The following is a 17,844-nucleotide window of genomic DNA, read 5'->3' as shown; positions in this document are numbered from 1 at the left end:
TCTCGTTATCAATCCGTACTGCAATCAGCCGCCCAGCGACCACCAGCCTTTGCGCTTGGGCTTTGCAGCTTCCTCGGGCGTATCCGCAACTGGTTCTGCAGCCTCACGCTCAGGTGCAGGCGTTTGCGCGGCCGGCCCGGAAGTCTCTGCGACCGGTTCCGGCGTTTTTTCCGCCGGTGTCTCTGCAGGTTTCGCAGGTGCATCAGCGACGGCTTCTGCAGGTGCCGCATCGCTTTCGGCCCCGTTCACAGCCGGCGCATTTTCTGCCCCGGTGTCCGACGCTTTCGCCGTTTTAGCGCGGCTGGCGCGCTTGCGGGGCGTTTTCGGCTTGGCTTCGGGCTCTGATTTGTCATCACCGGGCGCGGCGTTCTCCGCTGCGATTTCTTCGGCCGGGGCCGTTTCAGGCTCCGCTTTGGGCTTGCGCGAACGACTGCGCGTTTTCGGCTTTGACGGCTTTTCCTCCGCGTCCGCAGAGTCAGTCCCTGAGGTTTTCACCTCATCCGGGCTGCTCTTTTCAGCGGCCGGGGCGGTTTCACCGGCATTTGCCTCTTCGACGGCACCATTGTCATCCGGGTTCTGCTGCGCACCGTTCTGGTCTTCGCCGTTCTGATGCTCGCCGTTATTGTTTTTGCTGCGGCTCCGGCGGCGACGCCGGCGGCGACGCTTGGGTTTGCCTTCACCGTCTGCATCTGCGTCGCGATCACCGTCATTCTGAGGCGCGCCGGCACCGGGTGCTGCAGGCGTCTCCTCCTCTGCGGCTTCGACCTCTTCCTCATCCGCGTCGATCTCATCCATCAACGATGTATCGACAGAAACGACATGCTCGACGGCGCGTACGACCCGGGTCGCAGTCTTGAACTTCTCAAGGCTGAAATCAGGGCTGATCAGCGTCGGGTCGCCTTCGATGCGAACCGAAAGGCCATAGCGGCCCTCGATCTGCGCGATATGCTCGCGTTTGTGGTTCATCAGGAAGTTCGCGATGCCCACGGGCGCTTTGACCAGTACCTCACGGGACCGTTTGCGGGTGCCTTCTTCTTCGATCTGGCGCAGAATTGACAGCGCGAGGTTGTCATCCGAGCGGATGAGACCGGTGCCGTGGCAGGCCTGACAGGGCTGTGTGGTGGCCTCGATCATGCCCGGACGCAGGCGCTGGCGGGACATCTCCATCAGACCAAAGCCCGAAATACGACCCACCTGAATGCGGGCGCGGTCGGTCTTGAGCTTGTCCTTCATGCGCTTTTCGACGGCGGCGTTGTTCTTGCGCTCGTCCATGTCGATAAAGTCGATCACGATCAGACCGGCCAGGTCGCGCAGACGCAGCTGTCGGGCCACTTCCTCCGCGGCCTCCAGGTTGGTCTTGGTCGCGGTCTGCTCGATGGAGCCTTCTTTGGTGGCGCGGCCGGAGTTCACGTCGATGGCCACCAGCGCCTCTGTCACGCCGATCACGATATAGCCGCCCGACGGCAGCTGCACGGTCGGGTTGAACATCGAGGCCAGATAGCTTTCGACCTGATAGCGCGCGAAAAGCGGCAGGCCTTCGGCGTAGAGTTTTACGTTTTTGGCGTGGGACGGCATGATCATCTTCATGAAGTCCTTGGCGATGCGGTAACCGCGTTCGCCTTCGACGAACACCTCGTCGATATCACGGTTATACAAATCGCGGATCGAGCGTTTGATGAGATCGCCTTCTTCGTAGATCTTCGCGGGCGCGATGGATTTCAGCGTCAGTTCGCGGATCTGCTCCCAGAGCCGCTGCAGGTATTCGTAATCGCGCTTGATCTCGGCCTTCGTGCGCTTGGCACCCGCCGTTCGCACGATCAGGCCCGCGCCCTGCGGCACTTCAATTTCGTTCGCTATCTCTTTGAGTTTCTTTCGGTCTGCGGCATTGGTGATTTTACGCGAAATGCCACCGCCACGGGCGGTGTTCGGCATCAGCACACAATAGCGACCAGCAAGGCTGAGATAGGTTGTGAGTGCTGCGCCCTTGTTGCCGCGCTCTTCTTTGACGACCTGGACGAGCAGAATCTGACGGACCTTGATGACTTCCTGGATTTTATAGCGGCGCGGGCGCGGTTTGCGCGCGGGGCGGATATCTTCCTGGTCATCGTCGTCCGCAACGGACTCGATGGTATCGTCCTTGGCAGAGGCATCCGCTTTACGCGGTGTGTCATCCTCGTCGTCATCGTCCTCACCGGCAGGTGCAACGTCTTCACCGGTCGCGTCTTCACCGGCGGCATCGGTATCGCCATCCGTTGCGGCAGCCGTGGTCTCCTCATCATCGGAAGGCTCTTCCACAGGGGTCTCTGCCACACGTTCCATCGGCGAGGAGCCTTCCTCGTCGTCAAGATCAATGGTTTCCATCCCGTCGATCTGATCGGATTCCAGGTCCTTACTGGCCGTCGCATCGTCATTTGCTGCGGTCTCAGCTTTGGAACGCGAACGGCTGCGTGACCGGCTGCGACGTTTGGGTTTGTCTTCGTCGTCTTCTTTGGCCTTCTGCGCTTCGGCAAAGGCACGTTCTTCTTCCATCAGAGCCAGACGGTCCGCGACGGGAATCTGGTAATAATCCGGATGAATCTCCGAGAACGCGAGGAAACCGTGACGGTTGCCGCCATAGTCCACAAAAGCCGCCTGAAGCGACGGCTCGACCCGTGTTACTTTTGCGAGATAGATGTTGCCAGCAAGCTGGCGTTTGTTCTCGGATTCAAAATCGAACTCCTCGACCTTGTTTCCGTCCACCACCACGACGCGGGTTTCTTCCGCGTGGGTGGCATCGATAAGCATTTTCTTAGCCATGTTTCCAAATTGCACAGCCACGAAATCGCCTGCCCGGGGGGCGCGGCGAGATGTGGGATATGTCTTGTCAGGGCGATCTGTGACGCAGGCGACATCCGGCCCGGTGGGGCAAGGGAGTGTCTGCTCAGTGCTCTTGCGCGCGTCATCGCGGTTCTTCTCCGACACGGGCACCCTCGGGCAGCACCGCATCCATTCATTTAACTGCACACCCCGGGGCCATAGCCTCGCGACGTATCAGCGGTTCGTCAGCCGTTTCCGGCTCAATCGGTCTGCCCGGAGGGTCGGATCAAAGCCCGTCCCGGTTCCGAGGCAGCGAAACTCTCAGGAAGCAGCGCGGATCTGCGCAAACCTTCACCCTATGAATAATGCCAAGGCGTGGTGAAACACAATGGGAAATCTGCGCCGGTTGGCGCGTCCGATCCGCCCGCGCCGGAGCCGCCATACACACCTAAAAGTTGAATACGCTCAAGCGTTTGATATTGAATGGAATCGCTGCATTGTGGACCATTGAAACCTATTGATTAAACACGTAACGAGGAAATTTTTTATGAAAAACGCTATTGCGCTGGTTGCGCTCGGTCTGCTTACACCGGTTTCGGCCGCTGCTGCGACATTCAGCTTCTACATCGATGTCGAAACCGTCACGGACCGCAACAAGGTGTCTTCTGTCGCTGTCGGCGACAGGCTGTTGTTCTCCGTCACAGTGGATCCTGCGGCGCCAAATTCCAGCTCGTCGAGCGATCAGGCCAGCTATTTCAACGGCGTCACCGCGATTTCGCTGCAAAATTTCGTGTCCTGCACCGCATCTTCGAGCACTACGTCGCAAACGACCTCAGGAGACAATTTTTTACAACCCTTTTACAGATGTTTATGACGATTTCTACAGGATCGGTTTCGCAGAGCGGGAGTCGCAGTTCACCAACGCGCTGTTATCGTCCATCGTCTTTAACACCAACAACCAGACAGACGAACCGGACAACCCGTATATCACAGGACTTGGTATAGACGCCTTTCCGGACCTGACCGTCGCTGCGGATTTGCCGCCGTCTGTTCTCTACAGGAACTTCGAGAGCGGCAACGCACTTTCCGTATCAGGAAGGTTGGCTCAACCCGACATGCCTGACATGACCACCGTACCACTGCCTGGCTCAGGTCTGATCCTGCTTGCGGGGCTCGGCGGACTGGGTGCGCTGCGCGCGCGGCGCTGCTGAGCAGGATCTGCAACGCTCAGAGATAATCGGAGCGTTGCAGCCCGTATTTCGCCATTTTTTCGTTCAGCGTCCGGCGTGGCAGGCACAGCTCGTCCATTACACTTGAGATCGAACCGCGATGGCGCCGCATGGTGTTGTCGATCAGCATCCGCTCAAACGCCTCGACGTATTCTTTCAGCGGTTTGCCCTCGGTGGTCATCACCGGCTGCATTTCATCGTGATCCGTCATCAGAAGTGAGGCGATGGTCCCTGCCCCGCGCCGCGACTGAAGCACCGCGCGTTCGGCCACATTAATCAGCTGGCGCACATTGCCGGGCCAGGGCGCCTGTAACAGCTGTGCCGCCTCCTGAGCGGAGACCTTGGGTGCGTCACAGCCGTATTCATCCGAGAACTGTTCGCTCAGGCGGGTGAAAAGCGTCAGGATATCCTCGCCCCGCGCGCGCAGCGGCGGCACAGTGATCCGCAGTGCCGCAAGTCGATAGAACAGATCAGACCGCAGTGCGTCTTCAGAGGTGCGCCCGGCTTCCTGCAGGTTGGAGATGGCGACAATGCGCGTCTCTGCGGGTGTGCCCTGTTCGTTGATGACGCTCAGCAGACGCGCCTGCATGCTTTCAGACAGGGCTTCGATGTCTTCCAGTACCAGTGTGCCGCCACGCGCTTCTTCAATGGCGGGCAGCTGAGCGTCCTCAGGCTGCATCGGGCCGAAAAGCCGCTTGGAAAGCGCCTCTTCCTCAAATGCACTGCAGCTCACCAGCACGAACTTTTTGCCCGCGCGGCTGCCAACCGCGTGCAGCGCATGTGCCACGAGCGTTTTACCTGTCCCGGTTTCACCGTCGATCAGTACATGCCCGTCCGCCTGGCCAAGATCGAGAATATCTTCCCGCAGACGCTCCATCACCGGCGACTGGCCGATGAGCTTTTTCATGATCTGCCCGCCGTCGCTGAGTTCCCGGCGCAGTGCGCGGTTGTCCATCACCAGACGCCGCGCGCCGGTGGCTTTCTTCGCCAGTTCGCTCATCCGGTCGGGGTTGAACGGCTTTTCCAGAAAATCATAGGCGCCGACGCGCATCGCCTCGACCGCCATCGGCACATCGCCGTGGCCGGTGATCATAATCACCGGCAGCGCTGAGTCGTTGCCCATCAGTTTTTTGAGAAACTGCATCCCGTCCATGCCCGGCATCCGGATGTCCGAAATCACAATGCCCGGATAATCCGGACCCAGCACCTTGAGCGCATCTTCGGCGCTGCCAAAAGTTTCGGTGTCATATCCCGACAGCGCGAGCCACTGGCTGATGGACTGACGCATGTCCTGCTCATCATCCACAATCGCAATCTTCATCGCCTGAGCCATAGTTTACTCCGCCGCTTGTTTACTTTGGTTGCTGTCCATAATCGGCAGCTGTAATTCAAACACTGCCCCACCCGCCTGTCCGTTCCGCGCAGTGAGCCGTCCGCCGAGGTCGTTAACAATACCCGACGAGATAGCAAGACCCAAGCCTACCCCGTCGCCTGGCTGCTTGGTTGTGTAGAACGGCTCAAACAGCGCATCCAGATCCTCGATCCCCGGACCATTGTCCCGGACAGTCAGAATTGCAGTATCTCCGGCCACCAGCATGACTTCCACACGCGGCTGCCTCTCAGATTTGGTGGCGTCGATGGCATTGCGCAAGAGGTTCACCATCACCTGCTCGATGCGCAGCCTGTCGCCCATCACCATAACCGGAGCATCCGGCACCGCGCGGGTGATCTGCACGTGCCGCTGGCGCAGCTGTGGTTCCATCATCGAGAGGCTTGAGGCCAGCGCATCGCCCATATCTACAGGGGAAAACGCCTCCTGGCCCTTGCGCGCATAGGACTTGAGCTGCCGGGTGATGCCGCCCATCCTTTCGATAAGATCGTCGATCCGGCCAAAGGAGGACAGCGCCTCTTCGGGACGGTTACGCCGCAACAAAAGCCGCGCACCGGCGAGATAGGTTTTCATCGCCGCCAGCGGCTGGTTAAGCTCATGGCTGACGGCGGCCGACATCTCACCAAGGGCTGCAAGTTTGCTGGACTGCTCAAGCGTCTGTTCTGCTACGGCGAGCGTTTCCTGCACCCTTTTGCGTTCGGCAATTTCCCGCTGCAGCGCAATATTGAGCGCTCTGAGCTCGGCAGATTCCCGCTGAAAGAGAGCCATGCGCAGCGCGGTGCGCCGGCTCAGCGCATAAAACGTCAGGGCAAGAAGAATCGCAAAGCCCATGATTTCCAGCGCCAGCACGCCGTTCACACGCTCGCGCACCGAGGCATAGGTGGTGAATGACGCCATGCGCCAGCCACGAAAAGGGATCCGGCTTTCGAGCCGCATAACCGCCTCACCCTGCAGCCAGGCATCGGGCGGAAGGGCTGTCCAGTCCGCAGTGGCCTGGATTGCGCGCTGGATCGCGTTCTGCGGGGTCTGGCGCGCCAGGGCGACCTCTTCGGTGCGCCCGCGCCAGCGCGGCTCGGTGGTCAGGATAATCGTTCCGGTGCTGTCGGTGACGATCACCGCATCGGAAATCCCCGCCCAGGCGCTCTCGAACTTTTGCAGATCGACCTCCACCATGATCACGCCGATCACATCCGAGCCCGACAGCACCCGCCGCGAATAGACGAACACATAGGCTCCGGTGTCACGCTGCGACACGGTAAAGAGCGTGGCGCTGGAGCGGATCGCATCGACAAAATACCCCTCTGCCCGGTGGGTGGAGCCAAGCCGGTTGCGATCCGTGGCCGCCACCGTGCGCCCGTCGATGTCCAGAAGCATCAGCGACGCGGCCCCGATCTCATCCACAAAAGAGATAAGCCGCCGTGTCGATGCGGTATAATCCTGCGAGTTCAACGCGTTGATCAGCTCAGGATCGCGCGCCAGCAACTGCGGCACAATCGCGTTCTGGCGCAGTTCCGACAGCAGGTTACCGCTGTAAAGAGCCAGTCTGAGCTCGGCCCGGTTACGGGTGCTTTCGGTGAACCTGTCAGTGAGCAGTTTGTTGGTGACGGACACGACTGTCACGGCCAGCACGATCAGGATAACCACAATAACCCTGATCCGCCAGGTATTGCTGATGGTTTCGCGATCGGGAGAGGTCTCAGTGTCCATGGGCGCAGACTACGTCAAAGCCCGGTCCGGGCTCAAGTCAGACCTCAGCCAGCGCTGAGGTAAGTGCGCGGAAGAGCGCCTGTCCGTCGGTGCCGCCATGCACCGGATCGGCAGCCCGTTCCGGATGCGGCATCATGCCAAGAACACGACGGTTTTCCGACAGGATCCCGGCAATATCCGCCCGCGCCCCGTTGGGGTTTTCGGTATACGAAAACGCGATGCGGTCTTCGCCCTGCAGCATCGCGATGGTCTCGTCATCCGCAAAGTAATTTCCGTCGTGATGCGCAATCGGGATCTGCACCACGTCACCGGCATTGTATCCGGCGGTAAAAGGCGATGCAGAGGTCTGCACTTTCAGCCCGACGGTCCGGCATATGTATTTCAGCCCGGCATTCCGCAAAAGCGCGCCTGGCAGAAGACCGGTTTCGGTCAGCACCTGAAACCCGTTGCATATCCCGAGCACGTAACCACCGCGTCCGGCATGCGCCGCCACAGACCTGCAGACCGGCGAATTGGCCGCAATTGCGCCACAGCGCAGATAATCACCAAAAGAAAATCCGCCCGGGACACCGACAATATCCACACCATCGGGCAGGTCCGTGTCTTTGTGCCAGACCATGGATACCTTTGCGCCGGCGGCCTTGAAGGCCACGGCCAGATCGCGGTCACAGTTGGATCCGGGGAACACCACCACCGCCGCGTGCATCAGGCCATCTCCACCGAGTAAGATTCGATCACCGTATTCGCGAGCAGCTTTTCGCACATCTCAGTCACATCGGCCTCTGATGTGCCATCAGCCAGATCAAGCTCGATCACCTTGCCCTGGCGCACACCCTTTACGCTGTCAAATCCCAGCGCTCCCAAAGCATGCCGCACCGCCTCGCCCTGCGGATCCAGCACCCCGTTTTTCAGCATCACATGCACACGCGCTTTCATTGTGATAAAATCCCTCCTGGTTTCTTTGGGCTGAAAATACTCAGATCCGATGCCTGCGCTCAGTTGATCAGCGTGGGTTTGGTCACGCCCTGCTGATTGCGCGGCATCACGCCCAGACGCTGCGCCACTTCCGTATAGGCATCCGTAAGGCTGCCCAGATCGCGGCGGAACACGTCCTTATCCAGTTTCTGCCCGGTTTCGATATCCCAGAGCCGGCAACTGTCCGGGCTGATCTCATCGGCCACAATCAGACGCTGGAAATCACCGTCATAAACCCGTCCGACCTCGATCTTGAAATCGACCAGACGGATACCAACGGCCAGCATCACCCCGGAGAGGAAGTCGTTGACCCGCAGCGCAAGACTGAGAATATCGTCCATATCCTGCTGGCTGGCCCAGCCAAAGGCGGCGATGTGTTCTTCGGTGACCAGCGGGTCTCCCAGTTTGTCGTCTTTGTAGCAATATTCCACGATCGGGCGCGGCAGTTGCGTGCCCTCTTCAATCCCGAGACGTTTAGACATCGTGCCGGCGGCATAATTGCGCACGATGATCTCAAGCGGAACAATCTCCACACTGCGCACAAGCTGCTCGCGCATATTGAGACGTTTAATGAAGTGGGTAGGCACGCCGATCTGCCCCAGACCGGTCATGAAAAATTCGGACAAACGGTTGTTCAGAACACCCTTGCCTTCGATCACGGCTTTTTTCTCAGCGTTGAAAGCGGTCGCATCATCTTTGAAGTGCTGCACGATCGTGCCCGGCTCGGGGCCCTCATAAAGAATTTTCGCTTTGCCTTCGTAGATTTTCTTGCGCCGGGCCATGGGCGTCCTTTCAAAAAGAGGCACTGCCAGCCAGTCCCCGCTTGCGCCTCTCTTAGTGCAAGCCCGGGCGTGCTGCAAGACAGCGCCACTTGCACAGCAGCGCGTTAGTCCGCATATCTGTCGCACAAAGACACCAGCACCAGCAGGAGACATCTGATGAGCACCTTTGATGACCGCGAAAACGCCTTTGAGAACAAATACGCCCACGACGCCGAGATGCAGTTCAAAGCAGAAGCGCGCCGTAACAAGCTTCTCGGGCTCTGGGCTGCTGACCTGATGGGCAAGCACGGCGATGCTGCAACCGAGTACGCCAAAGAAGTCGTGAAAGCAGATTTCGAAGAGGCCGGAGACGAGGACGTCTATCGCAAGGTTTCGGGCGATCTCGGCGACCGGGCAGACGAAAAAACAATCCGCTCGAAAATGATTGAACTGATGGCTGTCGCCAAAGCTCAGATCATGACCGAAGTTTCTCCTTGAGTTTCAACGCTGACCCGGCCTGTGCGTCCGGTCAGCGGCCCCGGCCTGACGGAATGCACTGACATTCATAACAATCGTGAATATTATGCGTTTGCCTCATGCCCCCGGGTCTGCGATGGGGAGGCCTGCGCAATGAACGGGGCACCCCATGTCAAACCTCTTTGAAACACTTCTGTCAGAGAAAGGCTTTCTGCTTGCAGACGGCGCCACGGGCACCAATCTTTTCAATATGGGGCTGATGTCCGGAGATGCGCCGGAAATGTGGAATACCGACCACCCCGACAGAATCCGGACCCTCTACAAAGACGCAGTGGATGCCGGAAGCGATCTTTTTCTGACCAATTCCTTCGGCGCAAATGCATCACGGCTGAAACTGCATGATGCTGCCGGACGTGCCCATGAACTCAGCCGTGTCGCCGCCGAAATCGGCCGCGAGGTCGCAGATACAGCCGGGCGGACGGTTGTTGTCGCAGGTTCTGTCGGCCCCACCGGCGAAATCATGGAGCCCGTCGGCGCTCTGAGCCATTCGGTGGCCGTCGAGATGTTTCACGAAACCGCCGATGGTCTGAAAGCGGGCGGCGCAGATATCGGCTGGCTTGAGACCATCAGCGCGCCCGAAGAATACCGCGCCGCCGCCGAAGGGTTCAGTCTGGCAGGCCTGCCCTGGTGCGGCACCATGAGCTTTGACACCGCCGGGCGGACGATGATGGGCCTGACAAGCGCGGATATGGTCCGCATGGTCGAAGATCTGGGCGATCTGGCGCCCCTGGGCTTCGGCGCCAACTGCGGTACAGGAGCCTCTGATCTGCTGCGGACGATCCTCGGTTTCAAAGCGCAGGGTGCCGAACGTCCGGTGATCGCAAAAGGCAATGCCGGCATACCCAAATATCACGATGGCCACATTCACTACGACGGCACACCGGAACTGATGGCAGATTATGCCGTGATGGCGCGTGCATGCGGGGCGCGTGTTATCGGCGGCTGCTGTGGCACACAACCCGAACATCTGAGGCACATGCGCGAGGCGCTGGACACCCGCAGCATGGATCACCCTCCGGCGCTGGAGGAAATCGTTGACCGGCTGGGCGCCTTTTCGTCCCAGGGCGACGGCACCGGAGAAGACGCCAGAGCCGCTCCGGCCCGCCGCGGGTCGCGCCGGCGCCGCACCGCCGGCTGATCCGGGGCACGGTGCGCGCAATGCGTGGTAAATGTCGGGTTCTGCTTCAAAAAACCCTAGTGCGGCGGATCACCGGCCCGTTTTCGGCAGCTGACGTCGCGCAACGCATGATCCGTGTCGCAATTCGCATAGTGGTCACAGGCCGTTCTGGCACAAATGATCAGCAGCAGGGCGCCCTGCACGGCCCCGAAAGGATAAAGCATGTCTGACCAGGAAGACGAAATCATTCTCTCAGAACTGGATGATGAAGAGCTTGTCCAGCAGATGTTCGACGACCTCTATGACGGTCTCAAAGAAGAGATTGAGGAAGGGGTCAATATCCTGCTCGAACGTGGCTGGGCCCCGTATGACATTCTGACCAAGGCGCTGGTGGGTGGCATGACGATCGTCGGCCACGATTTCCGCGATGGCATCCTGTTTGTGCCCGAAGTGCTGCTGGCCGCCAATGCGATGAAGGGTGGTATGTTCATCCTCAAGCCCCTGCTGGCCGAAACCGGTGCGCCCCGTGTCGGCAAGATGGTGATCGGAACCGTCAAAGGCGACATCCACGACATCGGCAAGAACCTTGTCGGCATGATGATGGAAGGAGCCGGTTTCGAAGTTGTCGATCTCGGCATCAACAACGCGGTCGAGAAGTATATGGAGGCACTGGAAACGGAAAGCCCCGACATCCTCGGCATGTCCGCTCTGCTGACCACCACCATGCCCTACATGAAGGTCGTGATCGACACGATGGTCGAACAGGGCGTGCGCGATGATTATATCGTGCTGGTGGGTGGCGCGCCGCTGAATGAAGAGTTTGGTCGTGCCATCGGCGCGGATGCCTATTGCCGGGATGCCGCCGTGGCCGTTGAGACCGCCAAAGAATGGGTCGGCCGCAAGCACAATCAGCAGTCCGCCTGACCACGCGGACAAAGCGGTTTGCGGCCTGCCCCGGAAACCCGGCGCGGGCCGTTTTTACATCATGGAGGCCTCCTTTTGCAGGAGATCAGCGATAAGACCCTGACCGATGCCGGACTACCCCTCGCAGCCCGGACAGGAAAGGTGCTGCTGATCGCGTGCGGTGCGCTTGCACGCGAGATCATTGACCTTCGCGCGGCCAATGGCTGGACCCACCTGGAACTGACCTGTCTGCCCGCGAAACTGCACCTTTATCCTGAAAAGATCACTGCAGAGGTGGAACGGATGGTGGCAAAGCACCGCGCGGACTTTGAGCAGATTTTTGTGGTTTATGCCGATTGCGGCACCGGAGGGCTGTTGCAGCAGGCCTGCGCGCGCATGGGGGTGGACATGATCGCCGGCCCGCACTGCTACAGTTTTTTCGAAGGCAACGTGGCATTCGCGGCACGTGCCGACACCGAGATCACGACCTTTTATCTGACCGATTTTCTGGTGCGACAGTTCGATGCTTTTGTGATCCGCCCGATGGGCCTCGACCGGCACCCGGAACTGCGCGACATGTATTTCGGCAATTACGAAAAACTGGTCTATCAGGCGCAGACCGACGATCCCGACCTGACAGAGAAAGCCCGCGCCTGTGCGCAGCGTCTGGGCCTCGCCTTCGAGCGCAGATTCACCGGCTACGGCGATCTCTCAACCGCGCTGTCCCGGCTCTGACATCTGCGGCCGGGCCAGATTCCGTCCGGATTTTCAAACAATGTCGTGGCACCGTCAGGTGCCTCCGCCGGATCAGGCAGCGCCGGCCGCCACCTCCCGGATCCGCTCGATCATCGCACGCAGACCGTTTGAGCGCTGTGCCGACAGATGGTCATTGAGCCCCAGTCGGCCCATTTCCGCCCGCGCATCGACAGCAATCACCTCGCCCGGCGTCAGCCCGTTATAAAGCCTGCGCAGCACCGCGATCAGCCCGTTGACGATCATCGCATCGCTTTCGCCCTCAAACGTCACCCTGCCCCCGTCGGTGACTACATGCAGCCAGACCTGGCTTGCACAGCCATCGACCTTTGTCGCCGGAACCTTCAGCGCATCCGGCAGCGGTGTCATCGCCTTACCTTCTTCGATCACCAGCCGGTAACGGTCTTCCCAGTCATCCAGAAATTCAAAATCCCCGACCAGTTCTTCAAATTGATCCTGCGCCATTGTCGCTCCTTTGCCGGCTGCTGCAGACCTAAGTCGCGCACCCGCAAAGGTCCAGTCCCGGCGCAGGCACTTTTCAATGCAGCGCGGACAGGCTACACCGTGTTCAGCAGCAAAATACAGCAGGCCTTATGCGCACGATTGTCCCCGTTCTTCTTCTTTCGTCTCTTGTTGTGTCCGGGTGTTCCACACGGGCCAATCCGTTCAACTGGTTTGGCGGTGACGGTGACGGTGCAGCCGCCGTGGCGGTCCCGGTGGAGCGGGACAACCCGCTCATCCCGGAGCGCGCGGGGCTGTTCTCAGGTATCGATGAGGTCTTCGTCTATCCCGGCTTCCCGGTCGACACGGTAACCGGCGTCGCGGTTGAGCGCGTGCCCGGTGGCGTAATTGTACGCGCAACAGGTCGGGCAGCGGTTCAGGGCGTTTATGATGTGCGTCTGATCCCCTCAAACGAAGACGAACTGCCGGTTGAGGGCGTTATGACCTATACGCTCGAAGCCGTGCGCAGTCAGTCGAATGTTGCAGGAGCTCCGGCCACGCGGGACCTGATCGTGGCGCGCAAAGTGTCCGATCAGACCCTGGCCGGCACCCGCACAATCCGCGTCGAAGGCCTCCAGAACGCGCAGACCGCGAGACGCTGATCAGTCCAGCGGCACAATCCTGACGTCTGCCCCCTCGGCGGCAAGTGCTATCCGGCCATCGCACAGGCGCAGCGCATCCTCGCCGAAAACTTCAAGCCGCCAGCCGCTGAGCGCGGGCACATCCCGTAGCCCCGCCGCAATCGCATCAAGGTCAGAGGCCGGTGCGATCAGCCGGGCGGCGACACCCGCACTTTCTGTTTTCGCCTTCAGCAGCACCCGCAGCAGATCTGCAAGCGCGGGATTGACCTGCAGCTTTTCGCGGCTGCGGTCAGGGCGCGGCAGATCATCGGCCGGACAGTTCACGCCTGCTGCAACTGCCGCCAGAATCCCGTCGGCAATGTCGCCCCGGCGTGCTTCGCGCAGCAGCAGACGGGCGCGGCCGAGCTCTTCGGAGTTTTTCGGCTTGTTTGATGCGAGCTCGACCAGTGCGTCGTCTTTATAAACCCGGTTGCGCGGAATGTTCCGATCCTGGGCATAAATCTCGCGAAACGCCGCGAGCTCGCGCACAACGGCAAGAAATTTTGGCGAACTGGTGCGCGTTTTCACCCGTCGCCAGGCCTCGCGTGGCTCCACGATATAAGTAGCCGGCGTCGTAAGCACACGCAGTTCTTCGTGCACCCAGCGGCTGCGCTCTGTTTCCTCAAGGCGGGCGGCCAGAAATTCATAAATCACCCGCAGATGGGTTACATCCGCCAGCGCATAGATTTTCTGCGCGTCGGTCAGTGGCCGGCGCGACCAGTCGGTAAAGCGCGATGTTTTGTCCAGCGGCTTTTTCGCGATCCGGCGCACGAGTGTTTCGTATCCGACCTGCTCGCCAAAGCCGCATACCATCGCTGCGACCTGGGTGTCGAAAAGCGGTTCCGGAAAAACTCCGGCATCGACAAAAAAGATCTCCAGATCCTGTCGGGCCGCGTGAAATACCTTAACCACCGACGTGTCGCGGAAAAGATCGTAGAGCGGCTCAAGAGAGAGCCCTCCGGCCAGAGGATCGACCAGGACCGCCGTCTCATCGGTGTCACCCGGCATCGCCAGCTGTATCAGACACAGTTTCGAATAATAGGTGCGTTCGCGCAGGAACTCGGTATCGACAGTGACATAGCCATGGGTCGCAGCCTCGGCGCAGAAACCGGCGAGCTCCTCGGTCGTTGTAATCGTTCTCATACGGGCATTTTCTGTTTGTTGGTACGGTCTCAACCGATGACGCTGAACTGTTACACGACCTTCCGGGGATAGACCAGCAGCAGCAGTGCCACCAAAGGCTCAGCTACGCAGATAGACCGGCGTACGATCTCCGGCTGCAAACCGGCGCAGGACCGCAGGGTAAAGACGGTGCTCCTGTGTCAGAACACGTGCTGCGAGCGTATCGGGGGTATCGTCCGGCAGCACCGGCACCACGGCCTGTCCCAGAACCGGCCCGTCATCCAGCCGTGCCGTCACCTCATGCACCGTGCAGCCGTGTTCGGCATCACCGGCCTCCAGCGCCCGTGAATGCGTCTTCAGCCCCTTATATTTCGGCAGGAGTGAGGGGTGGATATTGAGCATCTTTCCTGCCCAGGCATCGGTGAAACCGGCCGTCAGCTTGCGCATGAAACCCGCAAGACAGATGATATCGGGCGCGTGCGGCGCGAGAGCGGCGCTGATCGCGGCCTCAAAGGCAGAGCGATCCCCGGCAAAGGGCTGATGCGGCAGGGCTTCTGTCGCGACACCAAGATCGCGCGCCCGGGCCAGACCAGCTGCATCCGGGTTGTTGGAGAAAACCACACAGGGGCGCGCAGGATGATCACCGGTCATACTCTCCAGCAGCTTCACCATATTGGATCCGCCGCCCGAGATGAAAACCGCGACCCGTCTGGTCACAAAAGGCTGCCTTTATAGGTCACGCCGGGGGTGTCCGTTACCGCACCGATGCGCGTGACATCTTCACCGGCCTCCGCAAGCAGTGCAGTAAGGGCATCGGCCTCGTCTGCATCGACTGCCAGGATCATGCCCAGCCCGCAATTAAAGGTTTTCAGCATCTCAGCCCCGGCAATGTTACCCGTCTTCGCCATCCAGCCAAAAACCGGCGGCGCGGTCCAGGTGTCGAGGTCGATCCCGGCACCGAGCCCTTCGGGCAGCACACGCGGCAGATTTTCCGTCAGCCCGCCACCGGTGATATGGGCCAGCGCATGCACGCCTCCGGCCCTGACCGCCTCCAGCGCCGGGCGCACATAAAGCCGTGTCGGCGTCAGCAGATCGGCACCGAGCGTCTGACCGGACCAGGGACAGTCATCCTGCCATGTCAGACCGGAGACTTCGACCAGTCGCCGCACAAGACTGAAGCCGTTGGAATGAACCCCGTCTGAAGCCAGCCCCAGCAGGACGTCACCCGCGACCACACCGGTGGGCAGATCGTGACCGCGTTCCATCGCCCCCACGGCAAAGCCCGCAAGATCGAAATCACCGGGCGGATACATGCCCGGCATCTCGGCCGTCTCACCGCCAATGAGCGCACATCCGGCACCTTCACAGCCGCGTGCGATGCCTTCAATGATGCGTGCTGCCTTTTCGGTATCAAGCGCACCGGTGGCGAAATAGTCCAGAAAGAACAATGGCTCAGCGCCCTGGCATACCAGATCGTTGACGCACATGGCCACGAGGTCGACCCCCACCCCGTCCACGTGACCGGTATCGATCGCAATGCGCAGTTTGGTACCCACACCGTCTGTTGCAGCCACAAGGACCGGGTCAGTATATCCGGCGGCTTTGAGATCAAACAGCGCGCCAAACCCACCAAGACCCGACATCACCCCCGGGCGGGTAGTGCGTTTAGCCGCCGGTTTAATGCGGTCCACCAGAGCATTGCCGGCGTCGATATCCACCCCGGCGTCGGCGTATGTCATTCCGTTTTTCGGTGTGCTCATCGCCCGCATCTCCGTCGCTGCTGTCTCTCACGGCGGGTTAGAACATAAAACGTCCGACTGCAACGCGCGACATCGCAAAGAGCGGCTCTTGACGCCGGCGCCCGGCAGCCTTACCCCCTGTGATATGGCGGGCCTGTAGCTCAACTGGTTAGAGCAGAGCGCTCATAACGCTTTGGTTGCGGGTTCAAGTCCTGCCGGGCCTACCATAACTCCCGCTCAAATTACTGATAAAAAAAGATAATCTGGATTTCACATTGTTTGATTATCCACTTTTTATCCATTTATCCAATCCAGCCCGATCCGCGCTTCCAGCAACGGATCGTTATCTGCCAGCTTCAGGGTTTCGCCGGATAGTTTGTGGAAAAGGCGTAGCAGACGGCCAACGTGACAAGGTCAATCTGCTCAAACCCAACGCACCGGCGCGGTCCGCGATGTTGAACTCATCTATCAGGGCTAGAACGCCGCTCACCCCACTCTCGCCATGTTGCAATGGCAACGTTTAACAAGGGAGACTGCATTAGAACGCTAGTCCACGCCGCTGTTTTCACGCTGATGCTGGTACGGACAGGCGCGTTGGCGAAGGATTTCGATAAGGGGCTGGCCGCGTTCCAAGCGGGCGATTATTCTTGGCATAGATACCTACACATCCGCGAAGACCCCTGAAGAATTCGACGGGCTATCAGAAATTGATACCAAAGCACCTGAAGAATTTAGCAGAAACGTTTCTGCACTGAACGAGAATTTCGGAATTGCCTATCTGGGCGGTTGCTGTGGCTCCTCAACCGAACAAATCGCTGCGCTTGCCGCTCAGTGCGTTGCTAGGTGGTATGTCTAGATTTGGTTTTCTACTCTTACATTCAGAGCCCATGAACATGGAAACTTTGGGTTTGAAGCATTCGCTCGCCATTTTTTTTTGAATGTCAGCGACGCGGAGAGGCTGTTGAAAACTATCGGTGCGACCAGAAAACGGCAAAAATTGCCGGATCTATCGCCTCTCTCGTTAGGCTGCGCCAAAAATACATTGCTTTCGGAAAACGAGCGTCACCAAACGGCGCAAATACAAAGCTCTCACACAGCCTCCGGATTAAGCGGTAGTTCAATAAATTCGTGCTTGCTCATCATTGGTGTGGATCGAAAATATCTCGTTCAGCGTTTGCGCGTTATCTTCCACACTTAGGCGCGTTTCAACACTCCACGTGGCGACGTGCTGCAAACTCAGACTGAACGCCAAGTGTGCAATAGATTGCTTATCGATAGACTGATAATTCCCAGGAAACAGTTTGTTTACCAAATAAGGAGCAGCCGAATACGGCATGGCGGCCGCAATTTGTTTTCCAGTATTGCGAGTAATTCCCTGGCACAAATCGAAACAGTGAGAAAAAATTTCGAACGAATACAGCGTTTCAGGAATGAAGAATTTGAAATTGTTCACGCATTCGCCATGCGTCTGTTCTTACCTTTTTTGGTCACCCACAGTTTTGACGTCAGCCAGTCAAAGTTTGCGAACCATCGCCACATCAAGAACTTTGTGCCTTGCTCAATAAGGGTTGTAACTAGGCAGCCGACTCATAAAACTCGATCCACAGCCTGACTGATGCCAGTTTGATCATCGACAGGAAATTGCGTGACGTCTTCTCGTATCGGGTTGCGATACGGCGGAACGAGGCTTTCAG

At 59.2% G+C, this 17,844-nt stretch carries 19 protein-coding genes and 1 tRNA gene; 9 read left to right on the top strand and 11 right to left on the bottom strand.

Going from position 1 to position 17,844, the window contains the following annotated elements; genetic code table 11:
• Positions 1–24: 24 nt before the first annotated feature.
• Positions 25–2,796: a ribonuclease E/G gene (locus Q0M35_RS06210; protein ID WP_295313364.1), complete on the bottom strand. Its 2,772-nt coding sequence runs from the start codon at positions 2,794–2,796 to the stop codon at positions 25–27.
• Between the two features lie 547 nt (positions 2,797–3,343).
• Here Q0M35_RS06210 and Q0M35_RS06205 point away from each other — a divergent pair.
• Positions 3,344–3,670, top strand: coding sequence for a hypothetical protein (locus tag Q0M35_RS06205; RefSeq protein ID WP_295313350.1), 327 nt, complete (start codon positions 3,344–3,346; stop codon positions 3,668–3,670).
• A gap of 241 nt (positions 3,671–3,911) precedes the next feature.
• On the top strand, positions 3,912–4,007 hold the full coding sequence (locus tag Q0M35_RS18555) for a VPLPA-CTERM sorting domain-containing protein (RefSeq protein ID WP_366519642.1): 96 nt from the start codon (positions 3,912–3,914) through the stop codon (positions 4,005–4,007).
• 16 nt (positions 4,008–4,023) lie between these two features.
• On the opposite strand, the gene Q0M35_RS06200 is transcribed toward Q0M35_RS18555, so the two are convergent.
• Genes Q0M35_RS06200 through purC form a run of 5 tightly spaced genes read right to left on the bottom strand, consistent with a single transcriptional unit; the run spans position 4,024 to position 8,879 of the window.
• A complete protein-coding gene (locus Q0M35_RS06200) occupies positions 4,024–5,358 on the bottom strand; it encodes a sigma-54 dependent transcriptional regulator (protein ID WP_169640272.1) in 1,335 nt (444 codons plus the stop codon).
• A gap of 3 nt (positions 5,359–5,361) precedes the next feature.
• Positions 5,362–7,122 (bottom strand): ATP-binding protein, encoded by a 1,761-nt coding sequence (locus Q0M35_RS06195; protein ID WP_295313349.1) that lies wholly within the window; start codon positions 7,120–7,122, stop codon positions 5,362–5,364.
• Positions 7,123–7,159: 37 nt separating this feature from the next.
• Positions 7,160–7,828: a phosphoribosylformylglycinamidine synthase subunit PurQ gene (gene purQ, locus Q0M35_RS06190; RefSeq protein WP_295313348.1), complete on the bottom strand. Its 669-nt coding sequence runs from the start codon at positions 7,826–7,828 to the stop codon at positions 7,160–7,162.
• Positions 7,828–8,058 (bottom strand): phosphoribosylformylglycinamidine synthase subunit PurS, encoded by a 231-nt coding sequence (gene purS, locus Q0M35_RS06185; protein WP_295313347.1) that lies wholly within the window; start codon positions 8,056–8,058, stop codon positions 7,828–7,830. The genes purQ and purS overlap by 1 nt, the downstream gene beginning before the upstream one ends.
• A 59-nt stretch (positions 8,059–8,117) precedes the next feature.
• Positions 8,118–8,879, bottom strand: coding sequence for a phosphoribosylaminoimidazolesuccinocarboxamide synthase (gene purC / locus Q0M35_RS06180; RefSeq protein WP_295313346.1), 762 nt, complete (start codon positions 8,877–8,879; stop codon positions 8,118–8,120).
• 156 nt (positions 8,880–9,035) lie between these two features.
• On the opposite strand from purC, the gene Q0M35_RS06175 reads away from it, so the two are divergent.
• From Q0M35_RS06175 to Q0M35_RS06160, 4 genes are all read left to right on the top strand, one after another.
• Positions 9,036–9,356, top strand: coding sequence for a DUF1476 domain-containing protein (locus Q0M35_RS06175; protein ID WP_295313345.1), 321 nt, complete (start codon positions 9,036–9,038; stop codon positions 9,354–9,356).
• 148 nt (positions 9,357–9,504) lie between these two features.
• Positions 9,505–10,533: a betaine--homocysteine S-methyltransferase gene (gene bmt / locus Q0M35_RS06170; RefSeq protein WP_295313344.1), complete on the top strand. Its 1,029-nt coding sequence runs from the start codon at positions 9,505–9,507 to the stop codon at positions 10,531–10,533.
• Positions 10,534–10,734: 201 nt separating this feature from the next.
• Complete coding sequence (locus tag Q0M35_RS06165; RefSeq protein ID WP_295313343.1) at positions 10,735–11,436, top strand: B12-binding domain-containing protein; 702 nt, start codon at positions 10,735–10,737, stop codon at positions 11,434–11,436.
• 75 nt (positions 11,437–11,511) lie between these two features.
• Entirely contained in the window at positions 11,512–12,150 is a 639-nt protein-coding gene (locus Q0M35_RS06160) for a DUF1638 domain-containing protein (RefSeq protein ID WP_295313342.1), read from the top strand.
• Between the two features lie 72 nt (positions 12,151–12,222).
• Here Q0M35_RS06160 and Q0M35_RS06155 read toward each other — a convergent pair whose 3' ends face one another.
• Positions 12,223–12,633: a SufE family protein gene (locus Q0M35_RS06155; RefSeq protein WP_295313341.1), complete on the bottom strand. Its 411-nt coding sequence runs from the start codon at positions 12,631–12,633 to the stop codon at positions 12,223–12,225.
• 128 nt (positions 12,634–12,761) lie between these two features.
• Here Q0M35_RS06155 and Q0M35_RS06150 point away from each other — a divergent pair, with 128 nt between their 5' ends.
• The gene (locus Q0M35_RS06150; protein WP_295313340.1) at positions 12,762–13,271 is read left to right on the top strand and encodes a hypothetical protein; all 510 of its coding nucleotides are present in this window, start codon (positions 12,762–12,764) and stop codon (positions 13,269–13,271) included.
• Here the strand turns inward: Q0M35_RS06150 and rnd are convergent, their stop codons facing one another.
• The 3 genes from rnd to purM form a co-directional block, all read right to left on the bottom strand.
• Positions 13,272–14,432 (bottom strand): ribonuclease D, encoded by a 1,161-nt coding sequence (rnd, locus tag Q0M35_RS06145; protein WP_295313339.1) that lies wholly within the window; start codon positions 14,430–14,432, stop codon positions 13,272–13,274.
• Positions 14,433–14,531: 99 nt separating this feature from the next.
• Positions 14,532–15,128, bottom strand: coding sequence for a phosphoribosylglycinamide formyltransferase (gene purN, locus Q0M35_RS06140; RefSeq protein WP_295313338.1), 597 nt, complete (start codon positions 15,126–15,128; stop codon positions 14,532–14,534).
• A complete protein-coding gene (purM, locus tag Q0M35_RS06135) occupies positions 15,125–16,171 on the bottom strand; it encodes a phosphoribosylformylglycinamidine cyclo-ligase (RefSeq protein ID WP_295313337.1) in 1,047 nt (348 codons plus the stop codon). Before purM ends, purN begins: the two co-directional genes overlap by 4 nt.
• Positions 16,172–16,300: 129 nt before the next feature.
• On the opposite strand from purM, the gene Q0M35_RS06130 reads away from it, so the two are divergent.
• Positions 16,301–16,377, top strand: a tRNA-Ile gene (locus Q0M35_RS06130).
• Positions 16,378–16,754: 377 nt separating this feature from the next.
• Entirely contained in the window at positions 16,755–17,006 is a 252-nt protein-coding gene (locus Q0M35_RS18550) for a homocysteine S-methyltransferase family protein (RefSeq protein WP_366519641.1), read from the top strand.
• Positions 17,007–17,267: 261 nt separating this feature from the next.
• Here the strand turns inward: Q0M35_RS18550 and Q0M35_RS06125 are convergent, their stop codons facing one another.
• Entirely contained in the window at positions 17,268–17,603 is a 336-nt protein-coding gene (locus Q0M35_RS06125) for a hypothetical protein (RefSeq protein WP_295313336.1), read from the bottom strand.
• Positions 17,604–17,844 lie beyond the last annotated feature (241 nt).

The sequence above is a fragment of the Roseobacter sp. genome (genome assembly GCF_024639605.1).
Classification (GTDB): domain Bacteria; phylum Pseudomonadota; class Alphaproteobacteria; order Rhodobacterales; family Rhodobacteraceae; genus Roseobacter.
Note: the sequence above shows the minus strand (reverse complement) of the source record. Positions and strands in the feature narration are given on the sequence as shown.